The 21,639-nt window shown below is 40.5% G+C and carries 23 protein-coding genes; 5 read left to right on the top strand and 18 right to left on the bottom strand.

All coding sequences use genetic code 11. The features are described 5' to 3' along the window. Window positions 1-69: 69 nt before the first annotated feature. Window positions 70-747: a 2-C-methyl-D-erythritol 4-phosphate cytidylyltransferase gene (locus VK179_11530; GenBank protein HLO59365.1), complete on the top strand. Its 678-nt coding sequence runs from the start codon at window positions 70-72 to the stop codon at window positions 745-747. Here the strand turns inward: VK179_11530 and VK179_11535 are convergent. From VK179_11535 to VK179_11550, 4 genes are all read right to left on the bottom strand, one after another. Beyond that, entirely contained in the window at window positions 738-1,424 is a 687-nt protein-coding gene (locus VK179_11535; protein HLO59366.1) for a head GIN domain-containing protein, read from the bottom strand. The two genes, VK179_11530 and VK179_11535, sit on opposite strands and share 10 nt — an antisense overlap. Before the next feature lie 46 nt (window positions 1,425-1,470). Further along, a complete protein-coding gene (locus VK179_11540; GenBank protein ID HLO59367.1) occupies window positions 1,471-1,851 on the bottom strand; it encodes a response regulator transcription factor in 381 nt (126 codons plus the stop codon). Window positions 1,852-2,184: 333 nt separating this feature from the next. Then, window positions 2,185-2,814, bottom strand: coding sequence for a response regulator transcription factor (locus VK179_11545; protein ID HLO59368.1), 630 nt, complete (start codon window positions 2,812-2,814; stop codon window positions 2,185-2,187). Beyond that, window positions 2,811-5,315, bottom strand: a complete 2,505-nt coding sequence (locus VK179_11550) for a PAS domain S-box protein (protein HLO59369.1) — start codon at window positions 5,313-5,315, stop codon at window positions 2,811-2,813. Before VK179_11550 ends, VK179_11545 begins: the two co-directional genes overlap by 4 nt. A gap of 106 nt (window positions 5,316-5,421) precedes the next feature. Between VK179_11550 and hemW the strand changes: the two genes are divergently transcribed. Next, a complete protein-coding gene (gene hemW / locus VK179_11555) occupies window positions 5,422-6,540 on the top strand; it encodes a radical SAM family heme chaperone HemW (protein ID HLO59370.1) in 1,119 nt (372 codons plus the stop codon). 51 nt (window positions 6,541-6,591) lie between these two features. On the opposite strand, the gene VK179_11560 is transcribed toward hemW, so the two are convergent. The 5 genes from VK179_11560 to VK179_11580 form a co-directional block, all read right to left on the bottom strand. Then, window positions 6,592-7,494 carry a hypothetical protein gene (locus VK179_11560; GenBank protein ID HLO59371.1) on the bottom strand — a complete coding sequence of 301 codons (903 nt, stop codon included), beginning with the start codon at window positions 7,492-7,494 and terminating at the stop codon, window positions 6,592-6,594. A gap of 145 nt (window positions 7,495-7,639) precedes the next feature. After that, window positions 7,640-8,458 carry an efflux RND transporter periplasmic adaptor subunit gene (locus tag VK179_11565; GenBank protein HLO59372.1) on the bottom strand — a complete coding sequence of 273 codons (819 nt, stop codon included), beginning with the start codon at window positions 8,456-8,458 and terminating at the stop codon, window positions 7,640-7,642. Continuing rightward, the gene (locus VK179_11570; GenBank protein HLO59373.1) at window positions 8,448-9,203 is read right to left on the bottom strand and encodes a hypothetical protein; all 756 of its coding nucleotides are present in this window, start codon (window positions 9,201-9,203) and stop codon (window positions 8,448-8,450) included. The genes VK179_11565 and VK179_11570 overlap by 11 nt, the downstream gene beginning before the upstream one ends. A 17-nt stretch (window positions 9,204-9,220) precedes the next feature. Then, complete coding sequence (locus tag VK179_11575) at window positions 9,221-9,892, bottom strand: queuosine precursor transporter (protein HLO59374.1); 672 nt, start codon at window positions 9,890-9,892, stop codon at window positions 9,221-9,223. Continuing rightward, window positions 9,892-11,124 carry a serine hydrolase domain-containing protein gene (locus tag VK179_11580; protein ID HLO59375.1) on the bottom strand — a complete coding sequence of 411 codons (1,233 nt, stop codon included), beginning with the start codon at window positions 11,122-11,124 and terminating at the stop codon, window positions 9,892-9,894. Before VK179_11580 ends, VK179_11575 begins: the two co-directional genes overlap by 1 nt. Before the next feature lie 270 nt (window positions 11,125-11,394). Between VK179_11580 and VK179_11585 the strand changes: the two genes are divergently transcribed. Next, window positions 11,395-12,237 (top strand): DUF6599 family protein, encoded by an 843-nt coding sequence (locus VK179_11585; protein ID HLO59376.1) that lies wholly within the window; start codon window positions 11,395-11,397, stop codon window positions 12,235-12,237. Between the two features lie 6 nt (window positions 12,238-12,243). Further along, a complete protein-coding gene (locus VK179_11590; protein HLO59377.1) occupies window positions 12,244-12,627 on the top strand; it encodes a hypothetical protein in 384 nt (127 codons plus the stop codon). Here VK179_11590 and VK179_11595 read toward each other — a convergent pair. The 6 genes from VK179_11595 to VK179_11620 all read right to left on the bottom strand — a co-directional run bounded on the left by VK179_11595 (window position 12,620) and on the right by VK179_11620 (window position 17,796). Then, window positions 12,620-13,225: a thioredoxin family protein gene (locus VK179_11595; protein ID HLO59378.1), complete on the bottom strand. Its 606-nt coding sequence runs from the start codon at window positions 13,223-13,225 to the stop codon at window positions 12,620-12,622. The genes VK179_11590 and VK179_11595 overlap by 8 nt on opposite strands. 11 nt (window positions 13,226-13,236) lie before the next feature. Continuing rightward, entirely contained in the window at window positions 13,237-13,728 is a 492-nt protein-coding gene (locus tag VK179_11600) for a TlpA disulfide reductase family protein (protein ID HLO59379.1), read from the bottom strand. 72 nt (window positions 13,729-13,800) lie between these two features. After that, the gene (gene cysK, locus VK179_11605) at window positions 13,801-14,712 is read right to left on the bottom strand and encodes a cysteine synthase A (protein HLO59380.1); all 912 of its coding nucleotides are present in this window, start codon (window positions 14,710-14,712) and stop codon (window positions 13,801-13,803) included. Window positions 14,713-14,742: 30 nt separating this feature from the next. Further along, window positions 14,743-15,582, bottom strand: a complete 840-nt coding sequence (gene epsC, locus VK179_11610) for a serine O-acetyltransferase EpsC (GenBank protein HLO59381.1) — start codon at window positions 15,580-15,582, stop codon at window positions 14,743-14,745. A gap of 42 nt (window positions 15,583-15,624) precedes the next feature. Continuing rightward, the gene (proC, locus tag VK179_11615; protein HLO59382.1) at window positions 15,625-16,449 is read right to left on the bottom strand and encodes a pyrroline-5-carboxylate reductase; all 825 of its coding nucleotides are present in this window, start codon (window positions 16,447-16,449) and stop codon (window positions 15,625-15,627) included. Between the two features lie 84 nt (window positions 16,450-16,533). After that, window positions 16,534-17,796: a phosphoglycerate kinase gene (locus tag VK179_11620; GenBank protein HLO59383.1), complete on the bottom strand. Its 1,263-nt coding sequence runs from the start codon at window positions 17,794-17,796 to the stop codon at window positions 16,534-16,536. 100 nt (window positions 17,797-17,896) lie between these two features. Here VK179_11620 and VK179_11625 point away from each other — a divergent pair, with 100 nt between their 5' ends. Next, window positions 17,897-19,027: a DNA polymerase III subunit gene (locus VK179_11625; GenBank protein ID HLO59384.1), complete on the top strand. Its 1,131-nt coding sequence runs from the start codon at window positions 17,897-17,899 to the stop codon at window positions 19,025-19,027. Here the strand turns inward: VK179_11625 and VK179_11630 are convergent, their stop codons facing one another. The 3 genes from VK179_11630 to VK179_11640 are packed head-to-tail and all read right to left on the bottom strand — an operon-like array spanning window position 19,028 to window position 21,577. Continuing rightward, window positions 19,028-19,774: a LytTR family transcriptional regulator DNA-binding domain-containing protein gene (locus tag VK179_11630; GenBank protein ID HLO59385.1), complete on the bottom strand. Its 747-nt coding sequence runs from the start codon at window positions 19,772-19,774 to the stop codon at window positions 19,028-19,030. A 5-nt stretch (window positions 19,775-19,779) separates the two neighbouring features. Then, window positions 19,780-20,829: a histidine kinase gene (locus VK179_11635; protein HLO59386.1), complete on the bottom strand. Its 1,050-nt coding sequence runs from the start codon at window positions 20,827-20,829 to the stop codon at window positions 19,780-19,782. 16 nt (window positions 20,830-20,845) lie between these two features. Then, window positions 20,846-21,577, bottom strand: a complete 732-nt coding sequence (locus tag VK179_11640) for a DUF5668 domain-containing protein (GenBank protein ID HLO59387.1) — start codon at window positions 21,575-21,577, stop codon at window positions 20,846-20,848. Between the last annotated feature and the right edge of the window lie 62 nt (window positions 21,578-21,639).

The raw sequence follows: 21,639 nt of genomic DNA on the forward strand, positions 1-21,639 counted from the left end.
ATAAAGTTTATTTAATTATCAGGAGAAGGATTTTGTAAATTTAAAACATAAAAAACAAATTTTTACTGCGTGGAGAAATCAGTCATTATAGTGGCAGGTGGTTCAGGATCACGGATGAATTCAGAAATTCCCAAGCAATTTATGAAACTTGCAGGGAAACCGGTACTGATGCATACCATAGAACGGTTTAACGAATATCTGCCAGGCATCCGGATAAGGGTAGTATTACCCGGAGAACATATTCAATTGTGGAAAGAGCTATGTAGTGAATATCATTTCACCATCAGGCATGATATCGGTTCTGGGGGCGAAACCAGGTTTCACTCGGTTCAGCGTAACCTTTCGGATGTGACTGAGAACTCTTTAGTAGCTATACATGATGGAGTGAGGCCGCTTGTAAGCCTTGCAACGATTGAGCGGTGTTTTGCCACTGCCTCAATTCACGGAAATGCAGTACCCTGCATTGAAATACCGGAAACAATGAGGAAAACTGAGAATACCGGAACCCGGCAGGTGGACCGGGGCCTTTACCGGTTAATTCAAACTCCGCAGGTATTTGCCGGAAATATTCTGATGGAAGGTTACAGGCAGACTTATAATAAACAATTCACGGATGATGCCGGTGTAATTGAAAAAATCGGTCACACTATTCAATTGGTTGAAGGTAATCCTGAGAACATAAAAATAACTTTTGCCAAGGATCTTGTAGTGGCTGAAGCATTTCTCAGGTCAATGCGTCAGGGCTGAGCAGATGTAATTGTTCCGCCCGACTGGGCATTTTTATTTATTTTCTGCGGATTTCCCTTATATGAAATATAGCCTTTTGAAGTTGCCTCGGCATTCAGTTCCGATTCGACATTAATCTTTGCTTTTCCGCCTGTACCTGCTCTTACTGTAACTTTTTCACATTCGAGTTCAAATGCAGATAAGGTTGCAGTTGTTGAAACGGAGATATCCATATTATCGGCATACCCTTCTGCAGTAAGCAGTGAGCCTTCAACCAGTTTTCCGGTGAGCTTGCCAAGATCGGCATCAATGTAAAGCATGCCACCGCTTTTAAGATCAACATTCAATTCAGGGGCTTTGAATAGGCCAGTTGTTGAAATATCGGCACCGCCTGTAGATGTAATCGAAGTAAGAGTTTTAAAATTTACGGTTACCATTACTTTTTTCTTAGTAAAAGGTTCGCCATAAACGCTTAACTGAAGCACGCCGTCTTTCACATCCGTTTTAACAGCAGAAGCATCAATTCCCTGAACCTGGATGGCGGCTGATTCTTTATCGGATTTAACAAGGCGGACAATGATTCTGTCGCCTGCCTCAATTTTAGTGAAAGGAGAAAGATTACGGATTACGGGATTCTGCGCTAAAGTTGTTAAGGCAGTTGAAACAATTGCAAAAAAAACGAACAGTTTGCGTAGCATAAGATTAACTTTTTATGGATAACGTTAAGAGACCGTCAAAAGTATTTCAGAAAGTATATTCTATAGCCAGGGCTTTTTCAAGTGATTCCCGGCTGATTTCATCCTTAATAATATAGCTTCGGGCTCCGGCTTCAATCATCTGAACCACATACTTCATTTCTGAATGAAATGAAACCGCGATCACAATGAGATTTCTGTATAGAATGGTTGCCTGGCGTGTGGCCTCAATGCCATTCATGTTAGGCATATTAATATCCATGAAAACGAAATCACAAACTTTGCTTTTGAGTTGCGTCAGGCAATCTTGCCCGTCAACAGCGGTGGAAATGGATTCAATCCGATCCTCAAAATAATCCAGTAACATGAATTTAAGAGCATTGACAAAATGAGGATTATCATCAACAATCAATACTTTTAGTTTTTTCATTTTAGTTGAAAATCTCCTTTTAAAATCTCACACACTTCGATTCGAAATATAATAACAAATTCTTTAATAATACCAGATTTTAAAAGAAGTATGTACCGGTATAAAAATCCAGCGGGAAGTCAGTAAAACCAACTCCCCGCTTTCCTACCTAAATCCAACCAAACCCTATCTTAAATATTTTTATTTTGCTGTTGTCGCAAAGTCATTTCGATTATCACATTACAAATATATAATCTCAGGCAATTGAGAATAAGGGAAAAATTACTTAAAATTCCTGCAATTATACTCATTCAAATATAGGTATTTGCCGCCATTATAAAAAAGTGTTTTTTACTAAATGGTTACCAAATTGTTTTTCAAGGCAAACAAGACCAACCGGATAGAGTTTTTGGATCCGGTTTTTTCAAGCAGGTTTGTTCTGTGTCTTTCTACTGTTCTTTGACTGATATTGAAATGAGAAGCGATTTCCTGATTGGAAAGACCCCCGCAAATCAGTCGAAGTATTTCCTTTTCACGTTCGGTTATTTTGAGTACAGGATCCTCGGAATCTCCTTTTATGAGGGTCATTAGTAAATCCTGTGCAAAATACGTTTCACCTGCCAGAATCCGGTTAATAGCCATTAGCAGTTCATCGCTGTCTGTTTCTTTCAGTATAAAACCTTTAATTCCAAAATCAAGCAGGGCGTTGTAAAAGCCTTTTTCACCACTTGCAGAAATCACCAGAATTTTGAGGTCGGGATGTTTTTTGAGAATAATTCTGATTCCCTCTATTTCATTAAACTGTGGATTATTAACAGTCATAATGATCAGGTGGGGTTTCATTGACGGAAGAAAGCCCAAAAGTTCTCCGACATCAGATGCTTCGGCCACAATCTCATATTTTCCTGTGGCCTGAAGCAGGTATTTCAGGCCACTTCGGAACAACCGGTGATCATCAAGCAATATAATACCGTTTTGTTTCATACGGTAGCTTTTTGTTCCTCAACGGGGACTACCATTTCGAAGGCCATTCCATTAGGGGCATTGTTAAAAAACTTGTTTGTCGCGTTAATTGACCGGCATCTGCTGATAATATTGGACATACCCATGCCCATAAATTCATAGCCATCCTGCCAGTTATTGAATCCTATTCCGTTATCATGGTAGTGCAGATGGAGCGATTTAAGGATGAGGTGAAGACGTATAGTGATTTTGTTTGCCTTCGCATGTTTTATCGTATTGTTCATCAGTTCTTTTATAATTCGGTAAACTGATAATTCAAGTGAAGTGGGAAATCTTTCTTCCCTGAGATTGGTTTCAAAACTGATTGAGATATACGGTTTAAGCTGGTTTATGTACCATTCAAGTGCTGCTATAAGTCCATAATTTGTAAGTACGTGCGGACTCAGGTCATTTGAAAGTTCTTTGGTACTCTGAATTACTTCCTTAAGTATTATTTTAAGCTGTGAGGTAACGAAGTCGTGCTTTGTTTTATCAATAGATGAAGACAACGAGTTCACATACATTTTAATGCTTGAAAGCAATGGACCTAAATCATCATGCAGGTTTCTGGCAAATTTTTCCCTTTCCCTTTCCTCTGTTGAGATTATTGTATCGAGTATCCTGCTTTCCATCTGCTTTCTTTCGGTTATGTTGCGGATTACTGATATCAGGGCGTGTTCTCCTTCAAATTCAATGAGCTTGCTATTGATTTCAGCAGGAAATGTCCGTTTTCCCCTGCATTTAATTTCACATTCGAGTGCCGGCTGATGATCATTCCTGAAAATATGTACAAGGTTATCAACCATTTGAGGCAGATAGGGATCTGTAATGATCTCAGTGAATTTCATGTTTTTCATTTCTGCCTGGGTGTAGTTTGTGGCATTCAGAAAAACTTCATTTACCTCCAGAAAATCATATTTGTTGCTTATAATTACAATAGGGTCACTGGTGTTGTTGAAAATATTGCGGAATTTGGTTTCGCTGATATTAAGTGCCTTTTCAACCTTCCTTCTTTCGGTTACGTCGCGACCGGTAACAATAATCCCCTGAATTGCCGGATGGTGAAGCATGTTATTTGCTATAACCTCAAGCGATATCCAATCCCTGTCAAAACTTTTAACCCTGAATTCGGTGGGTTTGAAATCATTTCTGTTCTCAAAAACTTCCTGAAGATCGTGCAAAACAAGATTTTTATCTTCAGGATGAATCAAATCCAAACTTCGCATACCAATAAGTGATTGAGCAGGAAAGCCCAAAACCTTTGCGCACGAAGGGGATTCATAGGAGATTGTAAGATCTTCCTTTATAATAAAAATAATATCTGTAAGAAATTGAATGATTGATCGGAAACGTTCTTCGCTTTGCATGATCATTTCCTGCGATTGCTTCCTGTCAGAAATATCACGAACAACAGCTATAATTCGCAAGTCGCCTGCAATTTCAGTGTTTTTAAGCGAAACTTCAGTCCAGATCAGATGACCGTTTTTTCTTTTAATTTGCCATTCAAAAACAACCGGTCCATCACGTATAGTTTTTTCGATCTGGATCATCAACTTTTCGCGATTAAAACCCAGATCGGTATTACTCAGATTGTCAATTTTTCCCTCAAAGGCTTCTTCATAGGTGAGGTCGAACAGCTTAACTGCAGCCTGGTTAATATCAATGATTTGACTATTATGGTAATCATAAATAATAATGGCTTCATTGGTGGCATTAAAAATTTCGCGGTAATTTCGTTCGTTGACTATGAGGTATTTTTCAGACTCCTTTCGTTTCAGGGCGTTAAAAAAAACTTCTCCAAGCTGGTGAAGCAGTATGGTTTCATCCTCGGTCCACCTGTACACGGAATAAGAGCTTAATCCAATGAAGCCCACAATATTTCCCTGGAATATGATCGGGATGAAATTGATAATTCCGGTTCCTGATAAATGCTGAGTGTTTTGAAGAGAATACGAATTGCCGGTATTGTTTTTATAATCGACTGTAAAAACATCCTGGCTGTTTATTTTATCCAGCCACCAGATAATATCCGATAAAGGGGCTTTTTTGAAATACTGTGAGTTATATTTTATTTCGGTAGTATTCCATACATGGGTTACTGCATAAGCGTTTTCGGAATAAAGGATTTCACCCAGAAAAGCTGCTTCGGCATGAAAAAACCTGCAAATCTCTCCCAGGGAATGATTTATATAGGTATCGACACTGTCAGGGGAAAGGTTGAAAAACTGGGTTGAAATACCAGATAAAAAACGCTCAATGTCATTTTTATATTTAAGATATTCCTCTTTTTTCTGTAGTTCCGATGTGCGTATGGAAACTAAATCCTCCAGCTTATTCTTGTAGGATTTAAGTTCTTCGTTTGTTATAATAAGTTCTTCATTGATCAGTGTAAGTTTTTCATTTAACGATTTGATTTCCTCGATTCTCCTGGTATTTTCCGCCAGCAGATCATTCTCATGTTTCAGGCTTTTCTTCAGTGCCATTACAGTGCAATAAGTTAATGAGGAATGATAAAGATATGTATTAATATGATTACCCTGTAGGATCGGCCATTCTTTCTTGTCTATCTTTGCCTTTCAACAGAATCTGATGGCAGGAATTTATGTTCATATTCCGTTTTGCAGAAAAATCTGCAGTTATTGTGATTTTTACAAATCCACACTTGTAACTCTCATTCCGGATTACTTAACCGCGATAAATAAAGAGCTGGAGCAAAGAAAAAACTACCTGCATGACCCGGTGGCCGAAACCGTTTATTTTGGCGGAGGTACACCAACATTGTTAAAACCATCAGAGATTCAGGACCTGATTGAAAAAATAAATTCAGATTACAAACTGGCAGAGGTTTATGAGATTACCCTTGAGGCGAATCCCGATGATCTTAAGCCGGAATACCTTCAGGCACTTTATAATGATACTTCTGTGAACAGGTTAAGCATTGGTATACAATCATTTAATGATGATGATCTTAAAAGACTGAACCGTCGGCATAATTCAAAGCAGGCTCTTGAATCAGTGAAGAATGCAAGGATGGCTGGTTTCAGAAATATCAGTATTGACCTGATTTATGGTATTCCTCAAACAAATTCATGGAAACGCAACCTGGAAATACTTCCTGAAGTTGAGCACATATCAGCTTATCATCTCACCATTGAACCCGGAACATTGCTTTCAAGACAGCAATCGAAAGGGCTGATATCCGTCATTGATGAAAATGAAAGTACGGATCAGTTTAATATGCTTCGTGAGGAGGCTGATAAAAGAGGCCTGATTCATTATGAAATTTCAAACCTGGCAAAGCCCGGATACTTTTCAAGACATAATACAAATTACTGGAAACAAAAGGAGTACCTGGGGTTGGGACCATCTGCACATTCCTTTGACCTGGATTCACGGCAATGGAATATAAGTAATCTGCAGCAATATATCCAGGCGTTGAATAATGGCGAAAACTATTCTGAAAAGGAAATTCTGGGAGAAGAGGAAAAATTTAATGAGTATGTTATGCTTTCGTTGCGTACATTGTGGGGTGCCGATGCAGTTAAGATTGAAAGGGACTTTGGAGTTGAAAAAAAAGATCATTTCCTGAACCGGATAAAAAGATGGTTGCATACCGGACATATTTTCCAGGAAGAAAATTTTTTCAGAATGACACCATCAGGATGGTTGATTTCAGATTATATCATGTCATCACTGATGCACGCATAAAAAAACCCTCCCGTGTCGGGGAGGGTTCTTTATTCTTTTAAAAGTAGCCGGTTATTTCAAGGTGAAAGTAGTTGAGCCAATTTCATAATTTTCGGCATACAATACAACTGTATAATTACCGGCGATCAGATCAGCGTTTTTATCCCAGTAAATACACATGTCAATGTCTTTATTCTCGTATTCCAACTGGCGTTTTGCCGAATAGATAACCTGTTCGCCATTGAAAGTAAATGTTTCTCCGCTTCCTGAAGGGAGCACAACTTCATCCGGCCTGATTATTCTAACATATACGTCTTTTGTTCCGGCTTCTGCTACGGCATTTTCACGCACTGTAAAGCAAACTTTCACTTTAGCTACTTTGCTTACTTTGAAATTCTCACGATCTGATTTATTCTGCGGGCTTACCGTAATATTTTTAGCTGAAAGCACCTTGGCCAGCTGGAGTTGAGTTTCGTTTATTTCATTTTTCTTTGAAAGCTCAGTGTACTGGTTTTCAGTAGATGTAAGTTTTTCTTTAACCTGAATATTTTCATCAGTCAGCTGACGGTTTCTTGTATTCAGTGAATCGATCTGAACGATATAGCTGCGCATAACTTTACGCAGTGTTTCGAGTTCACCCTGGTATTTTCTGATTTTTTCCGCATCTGTAGCCTGCATTCTTAACAGGTTTTTAATTTTATCCTGTTCTTTATCCAGCAGCCCATTCACACTGTCATTATTCGTTTTCAAAGAATCGTATTCGACGATCATATCCCGGAGCTGTTTTTCAAGATCACTTTTCACATCTTCAAGGATAGCTTTTTCCTCAGTGGTTTGAGTAAGCTGTGTGGTTTTAGTAAAGAATTTATATCCGAAAAATATAACGGCCAATGAAAGTATTACTACCAGAACTACCAAAAATGTTGATGGTTTATTTTCCGGCTGCTTTTGATACGTGTTGGTTGTAGTTTCCATAATAATTTGTTACAATAAAAATTTTAACAAATATAAAACAACTGTATCGAATAAATATTGCGAACCGTTAATTTTTCTCAGCAACTCTATAAAGTGTGCATTAGCTATGTTGTTGAAAGCAAAAGTTTCATAATTCAAAATGTGTTCAGGGATTAAGGAATAATTCAGCCTGAACCGTCATTCCGGGTACCAGTAAGGTATCTTCCTCAATCGTGGCATACCCTGTAAAGGTACCGGTGAGTGTATCAACCCGGGGCACCACATTGCGAAGAATTGTCTTTCCCCGGATTGTACTGTCGAATGCAGCCTTATAAATTACTTTAATTCCGGTGGTGGTTTTATAATAGTACTCTTCAGGTACTTCAAATTTAATCAGGCGGATTTCTTTATCTGATAACAACACGATATTGGTACCCGCACTCAAAAAATCACCGGTATTTGCAAGAATACTGTTTATGTAACATTTATCCGGGGAATACAATACCACACGGTCTGACAGGTTATCTGACCTGACACTGTCAGGGTTGAAACCCAGCATGGTTAATTGTTTTGCCATTGCTTTCATTGTAATTTCAGCTGCCAGGTATTCTTTCCCTGCATTTTCCATTTTTTTAACCGAAGTGGCATTTTCAACGGCAAGGTCACCCTGTCGCAAATATTCCTTACGGGTGAATTCATACAAATTTTTAGCTTCAAGGAAATTTTGCTGGATTGACAGGATTTCACTGCTTTTAATTACACATAGGCCAGAGCCTTTGTTCAGTGATTTTTGACCGGTCAGCCATATAAGTTTTCCGCTGACAGGAGAATGGATATATCTTTTGTTTTTGAATTCGGATACTACAAAGCCCCGGCATTTTAAAGAATTCATGACTTTACTGTCTGAAGCATGGTTATTATTCCTGCACGCTGAAAACAGGGTCAGGACAGCCATCAATACCAGGATGAGTTTTTCAGTAAGCATAATATTCAAGTTGAATGGCAGACTGGTTATAATTATTCAGACATTCAAGATACTGCAGTTTAATCTTAAGGCTTTCCGTAATTGCCTTTAAAAAGGCGTATAAATCGATATCTTCCTGATGAAACCGTGCATGGGCGGTTCGTGAAATGGATTCTGCATAATCAAGCCCGAATCCTGTGTAATAATTCAGCTTAATGAACAGGTTATCGAGCTGAAGGCTCATGTTTTCGAGTGTAAGGGCGGAAAAGACATCATTGCTGTCCGGAAGGATCTTTGCAGAACCATGTGATTTGTCTATTTCATAAAGATTCAATGCCGTGTCGGCAGGAATCATGGTATAATCCGTTCCGGCCTGTTGTCTGAGCAGGTTACGGCAAATTGATATTTCATTTGCCGTAATATCTTTCTCGGTGTTGTATCCGGCTACCATAGCCAACTGGTCCATGCTTTCCTGAAAATCGGATTCTCCTGCCTTATACCGTAGTTCGGCAACCCGTCCGATGTCTGAAAATTCATTACAATAATTCTCCAGTTCATTATGCCTGATGATCAGGTAAAGTAACGAATGCCAGGTTGACTTGATTTGCTGCTGATTATTTCGTATTATACTGTCTGTGCTTGTAACCGACAGATTCCTGTACGCCGTATTCAACAGATCGTTAAGCGTAACCACTTTTTCGGAAATTTCCTGTCCGGTACAAATTTTAACAGCAGAAAGAAATGCTATGATTAACAGGACGCGCATGTTAAGCGGCAATTGTGTTATATCTCAAAGGGATTGTATCTGACACCGTAGTCATATACATCCGTTTTTTCTTCTTTTTTGAGGTAATTTACGATTTTGTAAGTAAGAGGTGTAAATAAGATTTCAACCGAGCATTTAAATATGTAGTTTGAGATGATGACAGCCCAAAGTACATTTCCCGGCATGGTTCCATAAAAGGCAATCATACAGAATATGATTGTATCGATTCCTTCGCCTATAATGGTTGAGAAGATTGTCCGCATCCATAAAAACCGGCCTTTTGTTTTGATCTTCATTACCGAAAGCGTAATGGAATTTGAGAATTCTCCGGCGAAATATGCAATAAGGCTAGCCATAACAATCCGTGGTACAAATCCGAGAATGGCCTCGAATGCCTGCTGATTGGGCCAGTCAGGTGCCGCAGGCAGAAGCTGAACAATGTAAAAAACGAGTGACATCAGCAGGGCAGAAAAGAAACCCAGCCAAATCGCCCTCCTGGAACGTCTGAATCCGTAAACCTCTGTTAATACGTCACCAAAGATGTAACTTAATGGGAAGAGGATTGTACCACCGTCAAATGTGAATTTCCAAAGTGTAAGAATTTTTGTGGAAGCAATGTTTGATATCAGAAGAACTGCTACAAAGAGGGCAACCAGGATATCAAAGAAGCGATATGGTGTTTTGTCCATTATTGTCGGTGTGCAAATAATGTATTTTGATCGACAGAACAACAGGTTTCAAGAAAGGAATTGATAAAGCGGGGAACACACTCTGAGGCTACGGGTGTATTGCTGTTAAACATAACAGCTATCCCAAGCTTGGTTTCAGGATCAAAAGCAATTTCAGTCCGGAATCCTTCCACATATCCACCGTGATAGATGACATCATGTCCTTTAACATCGAAAATACGCCAGCCCATACCGTAGTATGTTTTTTCAAGTGATTTCCAGTTTCTGCGATAGGCTGATTTTCTTGGAGTTTCAATCGTATGCTGAGCAATGGCATGAACAGTCTGATCAGTAAGTACTTCAGGATAATATCCGGTAAGTGCCAGAAGCCATTTTGCCATATCCGAGGCGCTTGCATTAACTCCGGATGCCGGAGACACCGAATAATACCTGCTGTTTTTCGGTTTGGCCTTCCATGATGATCCGGCTCTCAAATGCGGCATTGCGGTATTCGGATTATAGTAAAACGAGGTATAATCAGTAGATGCATCGCGCATATTGAGCGGTCTGAAAATTTTATCCTGGAGCAGATTGTTATAGTCTTCTCCTGAAACACTTTGCAGAACATCTCCTATGACGCTGTATATCACATTCTGGTATGTATATATCTGGCCTGGTTTGGCGATTGAATGCACATTGGCCAGTGTAGGCCGGATGGTGGCATAATCAACCCCATTATCGAGCATATCAGTAAATGTATGCTCGGGAAGGCCTGTTGTCTGGCTAAGAATATGTCTGACTGTAAGGTTATTTCCGCAAACCGTATCCAGCATTCTGAAATCTTTCACGTAGGAGCAGACTTTATCATCCCAGTTAAGATAACCTTCAGTGACCATTATTCCTGTAAGTACGGAAGCAAATCCTTTGGAAACGGAGCCAAGCCGGAAGGCGGTATGGTTATCAACGGAATCAGTGGTTCCTATTTTTTTCACACCATATCCTTTGAGAAGAATGATTTCTCCTTTATATACAAGAGCAATTGCAGCGCCGGGACTTTTAAAACTGTCCACAGCATTTTCAAGATATTCATCATATGAAGCAACAAGACTGTCTAAAGCAGCTGGTTTGGGACTTCTGACAACAGAAGAACTTTTAATTTCATATGAACCATCACTCACCGAACCAAGGTCAAGAACCGAAAGGCTGAAAACGGCAACGATAATAAATCCCCAAACAACGTTTTTCCCAATCATACACCAACAACAAAAGTTATTAACATTCTTACAAATCGTTCCATTTTTATGCAGAACTTTTACATATTTACGTTGTCACACCCAAAAAAGTTATGAAAACACAAAGCAACAAAGAAACGACATTACTTTTTGCTTAGTATACAAAATTAAATGAAAAAAATTGTTAAAAATGTTAAAACAGAGATAGCTTACTGACAGCATTTAATAATTGCCTAAATTTCTTATTATTGTTTTCTCCTGAAACTAGTTTAAAATATCAATATTGAATACATGAAAAAACTCTTGTTACTCTTAGTGGTTGCTTTGTTCACAATTCATGGCCGGGCTGCCGGCACTAAACTGTTTCCTGAAATACAGGGATGGAAGATGAAAATAAATGACCATGTTTATAATTCAGGCGATTTATGGGAACTGATAGACGGAGCAGCCGATATTTTTCTGAGCTATTATTTTGAGGATCTTCATATCGCAGAATATTCAAAGAAAAACCAGATGATCAGGGTTGAACTTTACAGGCATAAAACCGCTGATGATACTTATGGAATATACACTTCAGAAAGAATGCCTGATTACACCCAGTTGCCTATTGGATCGCAGGGGTATAAAAGTGAGGGTATCCTTAATTTTCTTGCAGGAAATTACTATGTGAAAGTCATGTCAGCAGGGGTGGATGCCGTGGATGAGCAGACTATAGCCATGGTAGCTGAAAAAGTAAATGCCACACTGGCTCAGCCAGTCGGACTACCTTCAGCATTGAAGTATTTTCCCCCTGAAGGGCAGGTTCCCCTAAGCGACACCTACATTGCCCAGAACTTTTTGGGATATTCCTGTTTTCATCATGCTTTCTCAGTTAAGTATAATCAGCCATCCGATTTCCAGGTCTTCATCATCAAACTTACACCGGAAGCAATACAACAGATGGTTGACCAGTATGTACAGATCATGAAAGAAGATAAAGTTCAGAAAAAGGACAGTTATATTATTGTTAACGATATGTTTAACGGCACCGTCTTCCTGAAACAGAAAGCCGATTATCTGATCGGTGTTCTTAATACGAATAATGAAGAAACGGCTGTCCGAATAATGAAGGAAACAGAAAGCAGAATTCAATAAACGGATATGCGAAAAGGGATATCGGTCTTAACTGTATTTTTTATTTTACTAGCCTCATGCGGTAAGTATCACAAAGGTGACACTTACACGTTGCTGGAAGGAGACAGTCTTATTTACGTTATTGGTGCAAAAGGCCATGGTGAAAAATTAAGCAGGAAAGTTCAGGAACGCAAGGTAAAATATGAATTAAAAGGCGATTCCTGCAGGGTAACCTACCTTACAGATTCTGTAAAGATGAACGAATTAAAAGCTTTAATGCTTATAAATACAACACTGCCCAAAATGCAGGATGATATGCTTACCAAAGGTTTCTTCGGAACCCTGACTTCGAAGCAGGTTGTATCTATCATGCTGGTTTCGGTTGAAGATTTCAACAGGTATTTCAGGTAGATTTTGTCTTTACCCGGCATCCTATTGCTTTAGTAAAGTCGGGATTCGGTTGTTTGTTATTAAGCAGCGCATCCACTGCATTTTCGATGTACGGTTTTTGCACTTCAGTAGCATCCTGGTAGTTGTCATCAACTGTTCCTATATACTTTACAAGCAGGTTGCCAGAATTGTCCTTTTGAAGCACATATACATGAGGTGTGTTGGTAGCGCCGTACTCTTTGTATATTTCATGTTTTTCATCATACAGGTACGGGAATGAATAATTCTTTTCCCGGGCACGTTTTACCATGTTTTCATATGAATCGGCAGGCTCAACTTCCGGATCGTTGGGATTGATTGCGATTACAGGATATCCTTTGGACTTGTACTTTTTGTCGAGTGCCATAATCCTGTCCTGGTATGCTTTCGCATAAGGACAGTTATTGCAGGTAAAAACGATGATAAAACCCTTTGCATCGCGATAATCAGCCAGGCTTACATATTTACCGTCTGTATTTTTCAATTTAAAATCAATAGCCTTATCTCCTACTTTATATCCTTCGCCGGCCATTGAAGCCATTGATACAAGGACCAGAACAAATGACAGAATTGTTTTCATAAATTATCGGTTTAAAGTTTATTCAGAAATGAAATGGAATTGCTTATCTCATCATAGGTAAGTTCCTTTTCAAAAAATTTCCTGTTCGTTTTCTTATAAATCAGTGTGGCAGGAATTGCACCGGACCATGACACATCCACTTTGTCAATCCAAGTGTTGGCATCAGGTTCATTTAGCAAAATAACCGGTGCGGTGATTTTATTGTCTTCAATAAAATTGCTCAGTGACTTTTGTGCCTGTTTTGGAAAATCAAGGCTTACTAGCAGAACGCTTACTTTTTTACCTGAATAATCATTGTGTATTTTTTCAAACAAGGGCAATTCTTTACGGCACGGTGCACACCAGGTGGCCCAGAAGTTAATGACATATACCGTATCAGTGTTATGCTTCAGCTGGTTTTGGAAAGAGGCAAAATTTACTTCAGGCACAGCCTTATGCTGTGCTGAAATGGGTGAATGAAAACCTGCAAATAAGCCAATAATTAATGCTATTCCTGAAATCATACGATTAATGTATAGCATTAAAACAGCTTACTTAGAAACAGGTTAACCCGGATGTTGTTAAATCAGAGTTAATTAAAACAGCCCCTCAACGGAGAGATATCGTTCCCCGGTATCGTAGTTAAAGGTAAGAATGCGGCTTCCGGCGGGCAGGTCCGGAATCTTTTTAGCCACGGCTGCCAGTGCAGCGCCTGATGAAATACCCACGAAGATTCCTTCTTCCTTAGCTGCTTTTCGGGCATATTCAAAAGCTTCATCTTTGGATATGGTCAAAACTCCGTCAAGGACATCTCTGTGCAGGTTTTTCGGGATAAAGTTGGCACCGATGCCCTGCAAGGGATGGGGACCGGGTTTTCCTCCGCTTATTATGGGAGATAATTCGGGTTCGAAAGCAAAGATCTTAATACCCGGAAATTTCTTTTTAAGCTCATAACCGGCAGCGGTAATATGGCCGCCGGTGCCAACACCGCCGATAACGACATCAAGCCCACCGGGGAAATCACGGATTATTTCCTGAGTTGTGGTTTCACGATGTATTTTAATGTTGGCTTCATTTTCAAATTGCATGGGCATCCACGCATCCGGATTGGAGGCTACTATTTCATTTGCTTTATCAATTGCACCCTGCATTCCTTTTTCACGGGCGGTAAGTTCAAATTCGGCTCCGTAGGAGGCCATAATTTTCCTTCGCTCAATAGAAAAAGACTCAGGCATTACAAGAATGAGCCGGTATTTTTTAACTGCTGCAACCATGGCAAGACCAATACCCGTATTCCCCGAGGTAGGCTCAACAATTACAGAACCGGGTTTAAGGATTCCCCTTTTCTCAGCATCCTCAATCATGGCAAGGGCTATACGGTCCTTTATGCTTCCGCCGGGATTTGACTTTTCAAGCTTATACCACACTTCATACTGATCACCGAATAACCGGTTTATTCTAACATGTGGCGTATTTCCTATCGTTTCGAGTATTGAGTTTGCTTTCATTTTATTCTCTTTTATGGGTTCAGTCAATCATCAGATCACAAAATTATCCGGCGGCACATATGTTTTCTTATCTCTTATAATTACTTTACTTTCGTGGTATACCATTGAATAGGGAGGGACGCTTTTTGTAAGCCACACATTACCACCAATCACGGTATCATGTCCAATTATCGTTTCACCTCCCAGGATGGTGCTACCCGAATACACAATGACATTATCCTCAAGGGTGGGGTGGCGCTTTTTATCTTTCATGCTTTTATCAACAATTGCGGCTCCAAGGGTCACACCCTGGTAAAGTTTTACATTTTTACCAATTACTGTGGTTTGCCCGATTACCACTCCCGTTCCGTGATCAATAAAGAAATGTTCGGCGATTTGTGCGCCCGGGTGAATATCAATGCCAGTTTTACTATGGGCATATTCTGAAATCATACGGGGAAGGAAGGGTATCTCAAGCTGGTAGAGTTTATGAGACAAGCGGTATACTGAAATCGCATAAAAGCCGGGATAGTATAGGATCACACTTTCACGTGACCTGGCTGCAGGATCGAAATCGACAAACAGTTGTGCATCCTTAATCAGGCTTTCATAAATATGGGGAATTGCATTGAAAAAATCATCACACAATTCACTGATCTTCCGATTGAGCAAATTTTCGATCGGATCGAGAAGATCTTTAAAATCAAGTTGAAGCTGGGCCAGGTTCAGCTCAATAAGAGGAAGAGTGCATCGTTTATCAATCTTGAAAGGGAAGAGAAAATAGATCAGGTTGTCGGTGAACTGATGTGCCTTTGTCATTGAAGGCACCTCTTTCCTGAAGTTATTGTATTGTTTGAAAAGATAGGTGGGAAAATTTTCAAGATTGCTCATAATGTGTGAATATCAATCTGTAAAATTACACCAAAATCATTTTTAATCCTTGCTGATCTTAGGCGATTTCGGATTGAAGTTCGCCAGTTTGTTATATGAAGTGATGAGGCCCCTGATCACAGCCGAACTAAGCCCCTGGTGCTCCATTTCATTGAGACCGGAAATTGTAATTCCCTGCGGTGTGGTCACCTTGTCGATTTCTCTTTCGGGATGATTGCTTGTTTCAACAATAAGCTGAGCGGCTCCTTTGACTGTCTGCGCCGTTATCAGCTGTGACATTTCGGAGTTGAAACCGATCTCGATGCCTCCCTGCGACATGGCTCTCATAAAGCGCAGTGCGAAAGCAATTCCGCAGGCCCCCACAACCGTTGCAGCATCCATCATATCCTCGGGAATAACCAGCGTTTTTCCCATCCGGGCAAACATACCGTTCATCAGTTCTTCCTGTTCAGGAATTGTATTTTTAAAGGCTATGCAGGTCATCGATTCGCAAATTTCGAGGGCTGTGTTGGGCATGATCCGGAGCATTGGTAATTTGCCGGCAGCTTCTTCGATTTCCTTAAAAGTAACCCCTGTAACCGTTGATACCAGGATATGCTGCGGTGTCAGGTACTCTTTTATTTCTCCGGCAAGAGAAGAGAATTGCTGGGGTTTTACGGACGTGACAACAACTGTCGATTTTTTTACAGCCTCAATGTTATCGGATGAAACATGAAATCCCATTTCGCGCAGGTATGCAAGGCGCGATTCCCTTTTTTCTGTGATGATCAGATCATCGTATGTCACATATTTCGAATGGATAAGGCCTTTGGCCAGGGATGTACCCAGGTTACCACCACCCAGTATGGCGATTTTCATGTTTTTCATAAAACAGATGTTATTTGACTATAAACAAATGCCCGAAATGACCCACGGTCATATCGGGCATAAAATATGTTACAATCGAAAATATTACTTCCTGATGGCCTTGATGCCGGGAAGTTCTTTTCCTTCGATATATTCGAGCATTGCACCACCGCCTGTCGAAACATAACTTACCTTGTCGGCCAGTTTGTTTTTATTGATAGCGGCTACAGAGTCACCACCACCGATGAGGCTGAAAGCACCCTTGGCTGTGGCATCGGCAATTGCCTTTGCGATGGAGGATGTTCCGGCGGCAAATTTAGGCATTTCAAAAACGCCCATGGGTCCGTTCCACAGAATGGTTTTTGACTGCTTAATGACTTCGCTGAAAATTTTAATTGTTTCCTCACCAATATCAAGTCCCATCCAGCCGTCAGGAGTCTGATCAATTTTTGAAAGTGAAGTTGTTGCTTCGGCATCAAATTTATCAGCGTTTACGGCGTCTACAGGAAGGTAAACCTTTACATTATTTGCTTTTGCCTTTTCCAGTATACTTAAAGCCAGTTCGAGCTTATCTTCCTCGCATAATGAATTTCCAATTTTACCGCCTTTGGCTTTTATGAAAGTATAGGTCATTCCCCCGCCAATGATCAAGTTATCGATCCTGGGAAGCAGGTTTTCAATAACGAGAATTTTATCGGAAACCTTGGCCCCTCCCATAATGGCGGTGAATGGTTTCTGTGAGGATTTCAGCACCTTGTCCATTGCATCTAGTTCGGCAACGATCAGGTATCCGAACATCTTTTTATCATCGGGGAACAAATCAGCGATCAGAGCTGTGGAAGCGTGTGCCCTGTGGGCAGTTCCGAAAGCATCGTTTACATAGCAGTCAGCGTATGAAGCCAGTTTAGCTGTAAATTCCTTCTGTTTCTTTTTGAGCGCGTCCTTTGCAGCTTTTTTTTCTTCGTCAGAGACTGTTTCAGGAAGTTTGGGTTTGCCTTCTTCCTCAAGGTAGAAGCGGAGGTTTTCAAGAAGAAGCACTTCACCGGGTTTCAGTTCCGAAGAAAGTGCAACAGCCGATGCGCCAACACAGTCATCGGCAAACTTTACATTTTTTCCAAGCAATTTCTGCAAGGCAGGAATTACATGCTTCAGGGAGTACTTGTCCTGAGGTAAGCCATCGGGTCGTCCGAGATGTGACATTAAAATAGCCGAGCCGCCGTCGTTCAGAATTTTATTGATCGTAGGCAGAGCACCGCGGATACGGGTGTCGTCAGTTACTTCAAATGTTTTTTTATCAAGGGGAACATTAAAATCAACCCTAACAATAGCTTTTTTGTCTTTAAAGTTAAATTTATCTATTGTTTGCATGTTTGATTGTGTTGAGTTAATAATTGAACAAAGATAAAAAAGTTTTTTATTTACCTTTGGCAAACGCTTATTTTTAAAAGCATTACCACGATTTATATATATGTTTTTCAAAGATATAATCGGCCAGAAAAACCTGTTAAGCCGGTTCATAAACACGGTTAAGGAAAATCGCGTAAGTCATGCATGGCTTATGTTCGGGGAGGAGGGGACCGGCTCATTGCCTATTGCTCTTGCTTTTGCTTCGTATATATTATGTACAAACCGCCTTGAGGATGATGCATGTGGCACCTGCGCCAGTTGCAGGAAGACCCAGAAATATATCCATCCTGATATGCATTTTGTTTTCCCTGTAAACAAAACGCGAGAAGTGGATTCGGATTCAGTTGGCAGTGATGATTTCATATCGTACTGGAGATCGTTTATTTCCGAAAATCCTTATGGCAGGCTTACACAATGGTACAATCATATTGACCTTGATAACAAGCAGGGGATCATCAGTACGGATGAGAGCAAACGGCTGACTTCCAAACTGATGTTGAAATCCTTTGAGTCCGATTACAAGATTGTGATCATCTGGCATCCCGAAAAAATGAATGACCAGGCATCGAATAAGATCCTGAAACTCCTTGAAGAGCCTCCTGCACAAACAATATTTATGCTAGTTGCCGAGAATCCGGATATGTTGCTGACAACCATCCGGTCACGCTGCATTCCGGTTAAAATACCCCGTATCACCGATTCTGATATGATTGCCGCTCTCCGTGAGCGATTTGGAATTGAACAGGGCAGTGCAGTTGAAGTGGCACGGCTGGCTGAGGGCAATTATCTTAAGGCTATTGAAATGGCCGGAGATCCGGATGAAATCAACTTCAATTTTTTAAAATTCCGCGATCTGATGCGAAGCTGCCTGAAAAACAGTATTCCCGAGATCATTGGTCATGCTGAAGAGTTATCCGCACTGAACAGGGAAAAACAAAAATCATTTCTTGAATACGGCCTGGGAACAGTGCGGGAAAGCCTTGCCCTTCATTTCAATGAACCTGAAATTGTCCATATCCAGAACCGTGAAATGGAATTCACTCCCCGATTCGCTCCATTCATAACCGGGTTAAACATTTCGGGTTTCAATAAGGAATTAAGCCGGGCTGTTCATGACATTGAAAGGAACGGCAACGGAAAGATTATTTTCCTGGATCTCGGCCTGAAATTGGCCGGATTAATCAAGCGATAATCAGAAATCAAATTTTTCCTTAAGGTTCTTCAGTCCGTTCCGGCTGATTTTCAGAGAACTTCCGTTTTTCAGTTTGATTATGTAGTTATCCTTTGCATAAGGTTCGAGCTGAACTACCTGGTCCATACGGACAATGTATGACCGGTGGACGCGGATAAATTTCGATTCATCCAGGTGGTCTTCATAGTATTTCATTGTGCCTTGTTTCAGGTGTTTCCCCTCATCGGTATAGATCATGATATAATCATCCTGTGCTTCAAGGTAAATTATCTTGTCGACAGGGATCACCTTGATTTTTGTACCTGACTTAACCACAATTCTCTCAAGCTTTTCAGTAAGAGGCTGATGGACGAGTTGTGTTATTTTCTCCTCGGAGGTTTTACCTGACCGGATCCTTTCGGTTGCTTTCTGAATGGCTGTAAGCAGCCTTTCCTGCGAATAAGGCTTCAACAGGTAATCCACCGCATTCATCTCAAAGGCGCGGATGGCAAAGTCATTGTGAGCTGTAATAAATATGATTTCAGGAGGATCCTCAATAAGTTCAAGCATCTCAAAACCATTTAACTTTGGCATCTGGATATCGAGAAAGACAAGGTCGGGCTTGCAATCTGAAATCTGAAGTGCGCCTTCAAAACCGTTTTCACATTCTCCGATAATTTCTATGTCCTGGTTATTTTTCAGGTAATTCTTGATCAGTTCCCTGGCCAGTTGTTCATCATCAATTATAAGAGCCTTAATGGGTTCCATATATATTAGATTTGAGGAAATACAATACTTACTTCAAAACTGTTATTGTCCTTTCTCACTACAAAAAGGTCATCACGGTTATACAGGAGCCTCAGGCGGCTCCGGATATTTTTAAGACCGATTCCTTCACCCCTGTTCGACATGAAGTCCGGATCCCATTGATTCCGGATTATAACGCTCAATGCCGAAGAATTGCAGCTGCAGTTCATTTCAATAACCGATTCATCGGTGCTTTCATGAACACCATACTTCACAGCGTTTTCAAGAAGAGGCTGCAGGATAAGTCCTGGCAATTTCATACTCCTGCATGCCGATTCAACGTGCTGCTTAACGGAGAGGCGTTTGCCAAAACGGATTTTTTCAATATCCAGGTAGCGGTTTATATTTCCGATTTCCTCATCGAGTGTTGTCAGTTTTTCCTCTTTATGAGAGGTGGTGTACCTGAGGAATTCTGAAAGTTTGATAATCATTTCCTGGGCTTTGGATGGTTCAATCATTGTAAGGGAGCTGATCGAATTGAGACTGTTAAAGAGGAAATGAGGATTTATCTGTGATTTAAGCGATTTCAGCTCTGATTCCTTGACAAGTGCTTTAAGTTCAGCTTCTTTCAATTGGTTTTCCTTGTTATTCCTGTAATAGATCATCAGGAAATACACAAGAATCATTACTTCATAATAAAGAAGACCTATACCTGCACGCCACGGAACGGAGTTTCTGAGAAATTCGATATAAGGGATGTTATTGTGAAACAGTGAAACCAGTATGAAATAACTGATGCCGAGCCAAAAACTGATAGCCACTATGCCTCCTACGATATTATTAATGAGTGTGCTTAGAAGCTGTTCATCCTCCGAACGGCTGAAGAAAATGGGGAACCACAACCCCAGTCCGATTGCAGCAAAGAGTAGATTGGCCAGAACTGAATCCGTAAGAGCGGTGATTACTTCCACCCTGCCCGAAAATAAAAGCAGAAAAGAATGCAGGAACATGATGATGATCCATATTCCCGCATAATAATAAAATGTCCTGCTACTGCTTAATATGGGGTTTTGCATCCCTTTTCAATAAAGATCAGTCAAAATAGCTCTTTATTTCACCACCGCCAAAGAAAACGGTTCCCCTGATGATTAAAGTCGATCCGTTTTCAGTTGTTGTCTCAGGAACCCTGAATCGGTGTTTGTCACTGAAACCGCCAAAGAATGACATGACACGAATTTTCACTGTCCATCCTTCAGGAACAATCAGTTTCATCCCTCCAAACAGGCAGAACACGTCGATTACGTTTTCACCGGGGGCCAGCTTAGCCTTAAGCATATTATAGTTGAGACCGCCAAATACAGTGGTTACTTTACCGCCCTGAAATTGCTGTGATGTTACAATCCGGTCGCCGCCGCCAAAGAGGGCTATTTCATCAATATGGTCATCTCCTGTGAGAATTCTTTCGCCGTGACGTCGGTAATCGCCATCAAGCCTATGCCTCAGGATGATCATAAGACCTGCCGTAATCATAATAACCGGCCAGAAGATTTGCCAGAAATTAAAATTAAAATCAAAAAAATCACGCAGGTAAAGCAGGCCGCCAATCACGAATAAAACAACGCCGGTTGAACGGCGTCCGTGACCTGCCATAAACACTACGCCAAGCACCATCAATACAACTTCCCAACGGAAAATATAGCGTCTGATATCATAGTCGAGAAAGCCAAAAGCATTGGCAAGAAACAATAAGCCTGCCACAATGATGGCCACTCCAAGCAACAATCGGTGATCGCGATGTCTTTGTTCACTTATTCTTGGTTCCATTTTTATTCCTCCGAAATAGTAATTTCAATCAAATGTAAAAAGAATTGATAGTCTGGCATAAA

The sequence above is a fragment of the Bacteroidales bacterium genome (genome assembly GCA_035299085.1).
Taxonomy (GTDB): domain Bacteria; phylum Bacteroidota; class Bacteroidia; order Bacteroidales; family UBA10428; genus UBA5072.

Coding starts and splice junctions, on each gene's coding strand:
- VK179_11535 (HLO59366.1), bottom strand. CDS start 1,424: ATGCTACGCAAACTGTTCGTTTTTTTTGCAATTGTTTCAACTGCCTTA.
- VK179_11540 (HLO59367.1), bottom strand. CDS start 1,851: ATGAAAAAACTAAAAGTATTGATTGTTGATGATAATCCTCATTTTGTC.
- VK179_11545 (HLO59368.1), bottom strand. CDS start 2,814: ATGAAACAAAACGGTATTATATTGCTTGATGATCACCGGTTGTTCCGA.
- VK179_11550 (HLO59369.1), bottom strand. CDS start 5,315: ATGGCACTGAAGAAAAGCCTGAAACATGAGAATGATCTGCTGGCGGAA.
- hemW (HLO59370.1), top strand. CDS start 5,422: ATGGCAGGAATTTATGTTCATATTCCGTTTTGCAGAAAAATCTGCAGT.
- VK179_11560 (HLO59371.1), bottom strand. CDS start 7,494: ATGGAAACTACAACCAACACGTATCAAAAGCAGCCGGAAAATAAACCA.
- VK179_11565 (HLO59372.1), bottom strand. CDS start 8,458: ATGCTTACTGAAAAACTCATCCTGGTATTGATGGCTGTCCTGACCCTG.
- VK179_11570 (HLO59373.1), bottom strand. CDS start 9,203: ATGCGCGTCCTGTTAATCATAGCATTTCTTTCTGCTGTTAAAATTTGT.
- VK179_11575 (HLO59374.1), bottom strand. CDS start 9,892: ATGGACAAAACACCATATCGCTTCTTTGATATCCTGGTTGCCCTCTTT.
- VK179_11580 (HLO59375.1), bottom strand. CDS start 11,124: ATGATTGGGAAAAACGTTGTTTGGGGATTTATTATCGTTGCCGTTTTC.
- VK179_11585 (HLO59376.1), top strand. CDS start 11,395: ATGAAAAAACTCTTGTTACTCTTAGTGGTTGCTTTGTTCACAATTCAT.
- VK179_11590 (HLO59377.1), top strand. CDS start 12,244: ATGCGAAAAGGGATATCGGTCTTAACTGTATTTTTTATTTTACTAGCC.
- VK179_11595 (HLO59378.1), bottom strand. CDS start 13,225: ATGAAAACAATTCTGTCATTTGTTCTGGTCCTTGTATCAATGGCTTCA.
- VK179_11600 (HLO59379.1), bottom strand. CDS start 13,728: ATGATTTCAGGAATAGCATTAATTATTGGCTTATTTGCAGGTTTTCAT.
- cysK (HLO59380.1), bottom strand. CDS start 14,712: ATGAAAGCAAACTCAATACTCGAAACGATAGGAAATACGCCACATGTT.
- epsC (HLO59381.1), bottom strand. CDS start 15,582: ATGAGCAATCTTGAAAATTTTCCCACCTATCTTTTCAAACAATACAAT.
- proC (HLO59382.1), bottom strand. CDS start 16,449: ATGAAAAACATGAAAATCGCCATACTGGGTGGTGGTAACCTGGGTACA.
- VK179_11620 (HLO59383.1), bottom strand. CDS start 17,796: ATGCAAACAATAGATAAATTTAACTTTAAAGACAAAAAAGCTATTGTT.
- VK179_11625 (HLO59384.1), top strand. CDS start 17,897: ATGTTTTTCAAAGATATAATCGGCCAGAAAAACCTGTTAAGCCGGTTC.
- VK179_11630 (HLO59385.1), bottom strand. CDS start 19,774: ATGGAACCCATTAAGGCTCTTATAATTGATGATGAACAACTGGCCAGG.
- VK179_11635 (HLO59386.1), bottom strand. CDS start 20,829: ATGCAAAACCCCATATTAAGCAGTAGCAGGACATTTTATTATTATGCG.
- VK179_11640 (HLO59387.1), bottom strand. CDS start 21,577: ATGGAACCAAGAATAAGTGAACAAAGACATCGCGATCACCGATTGTTG.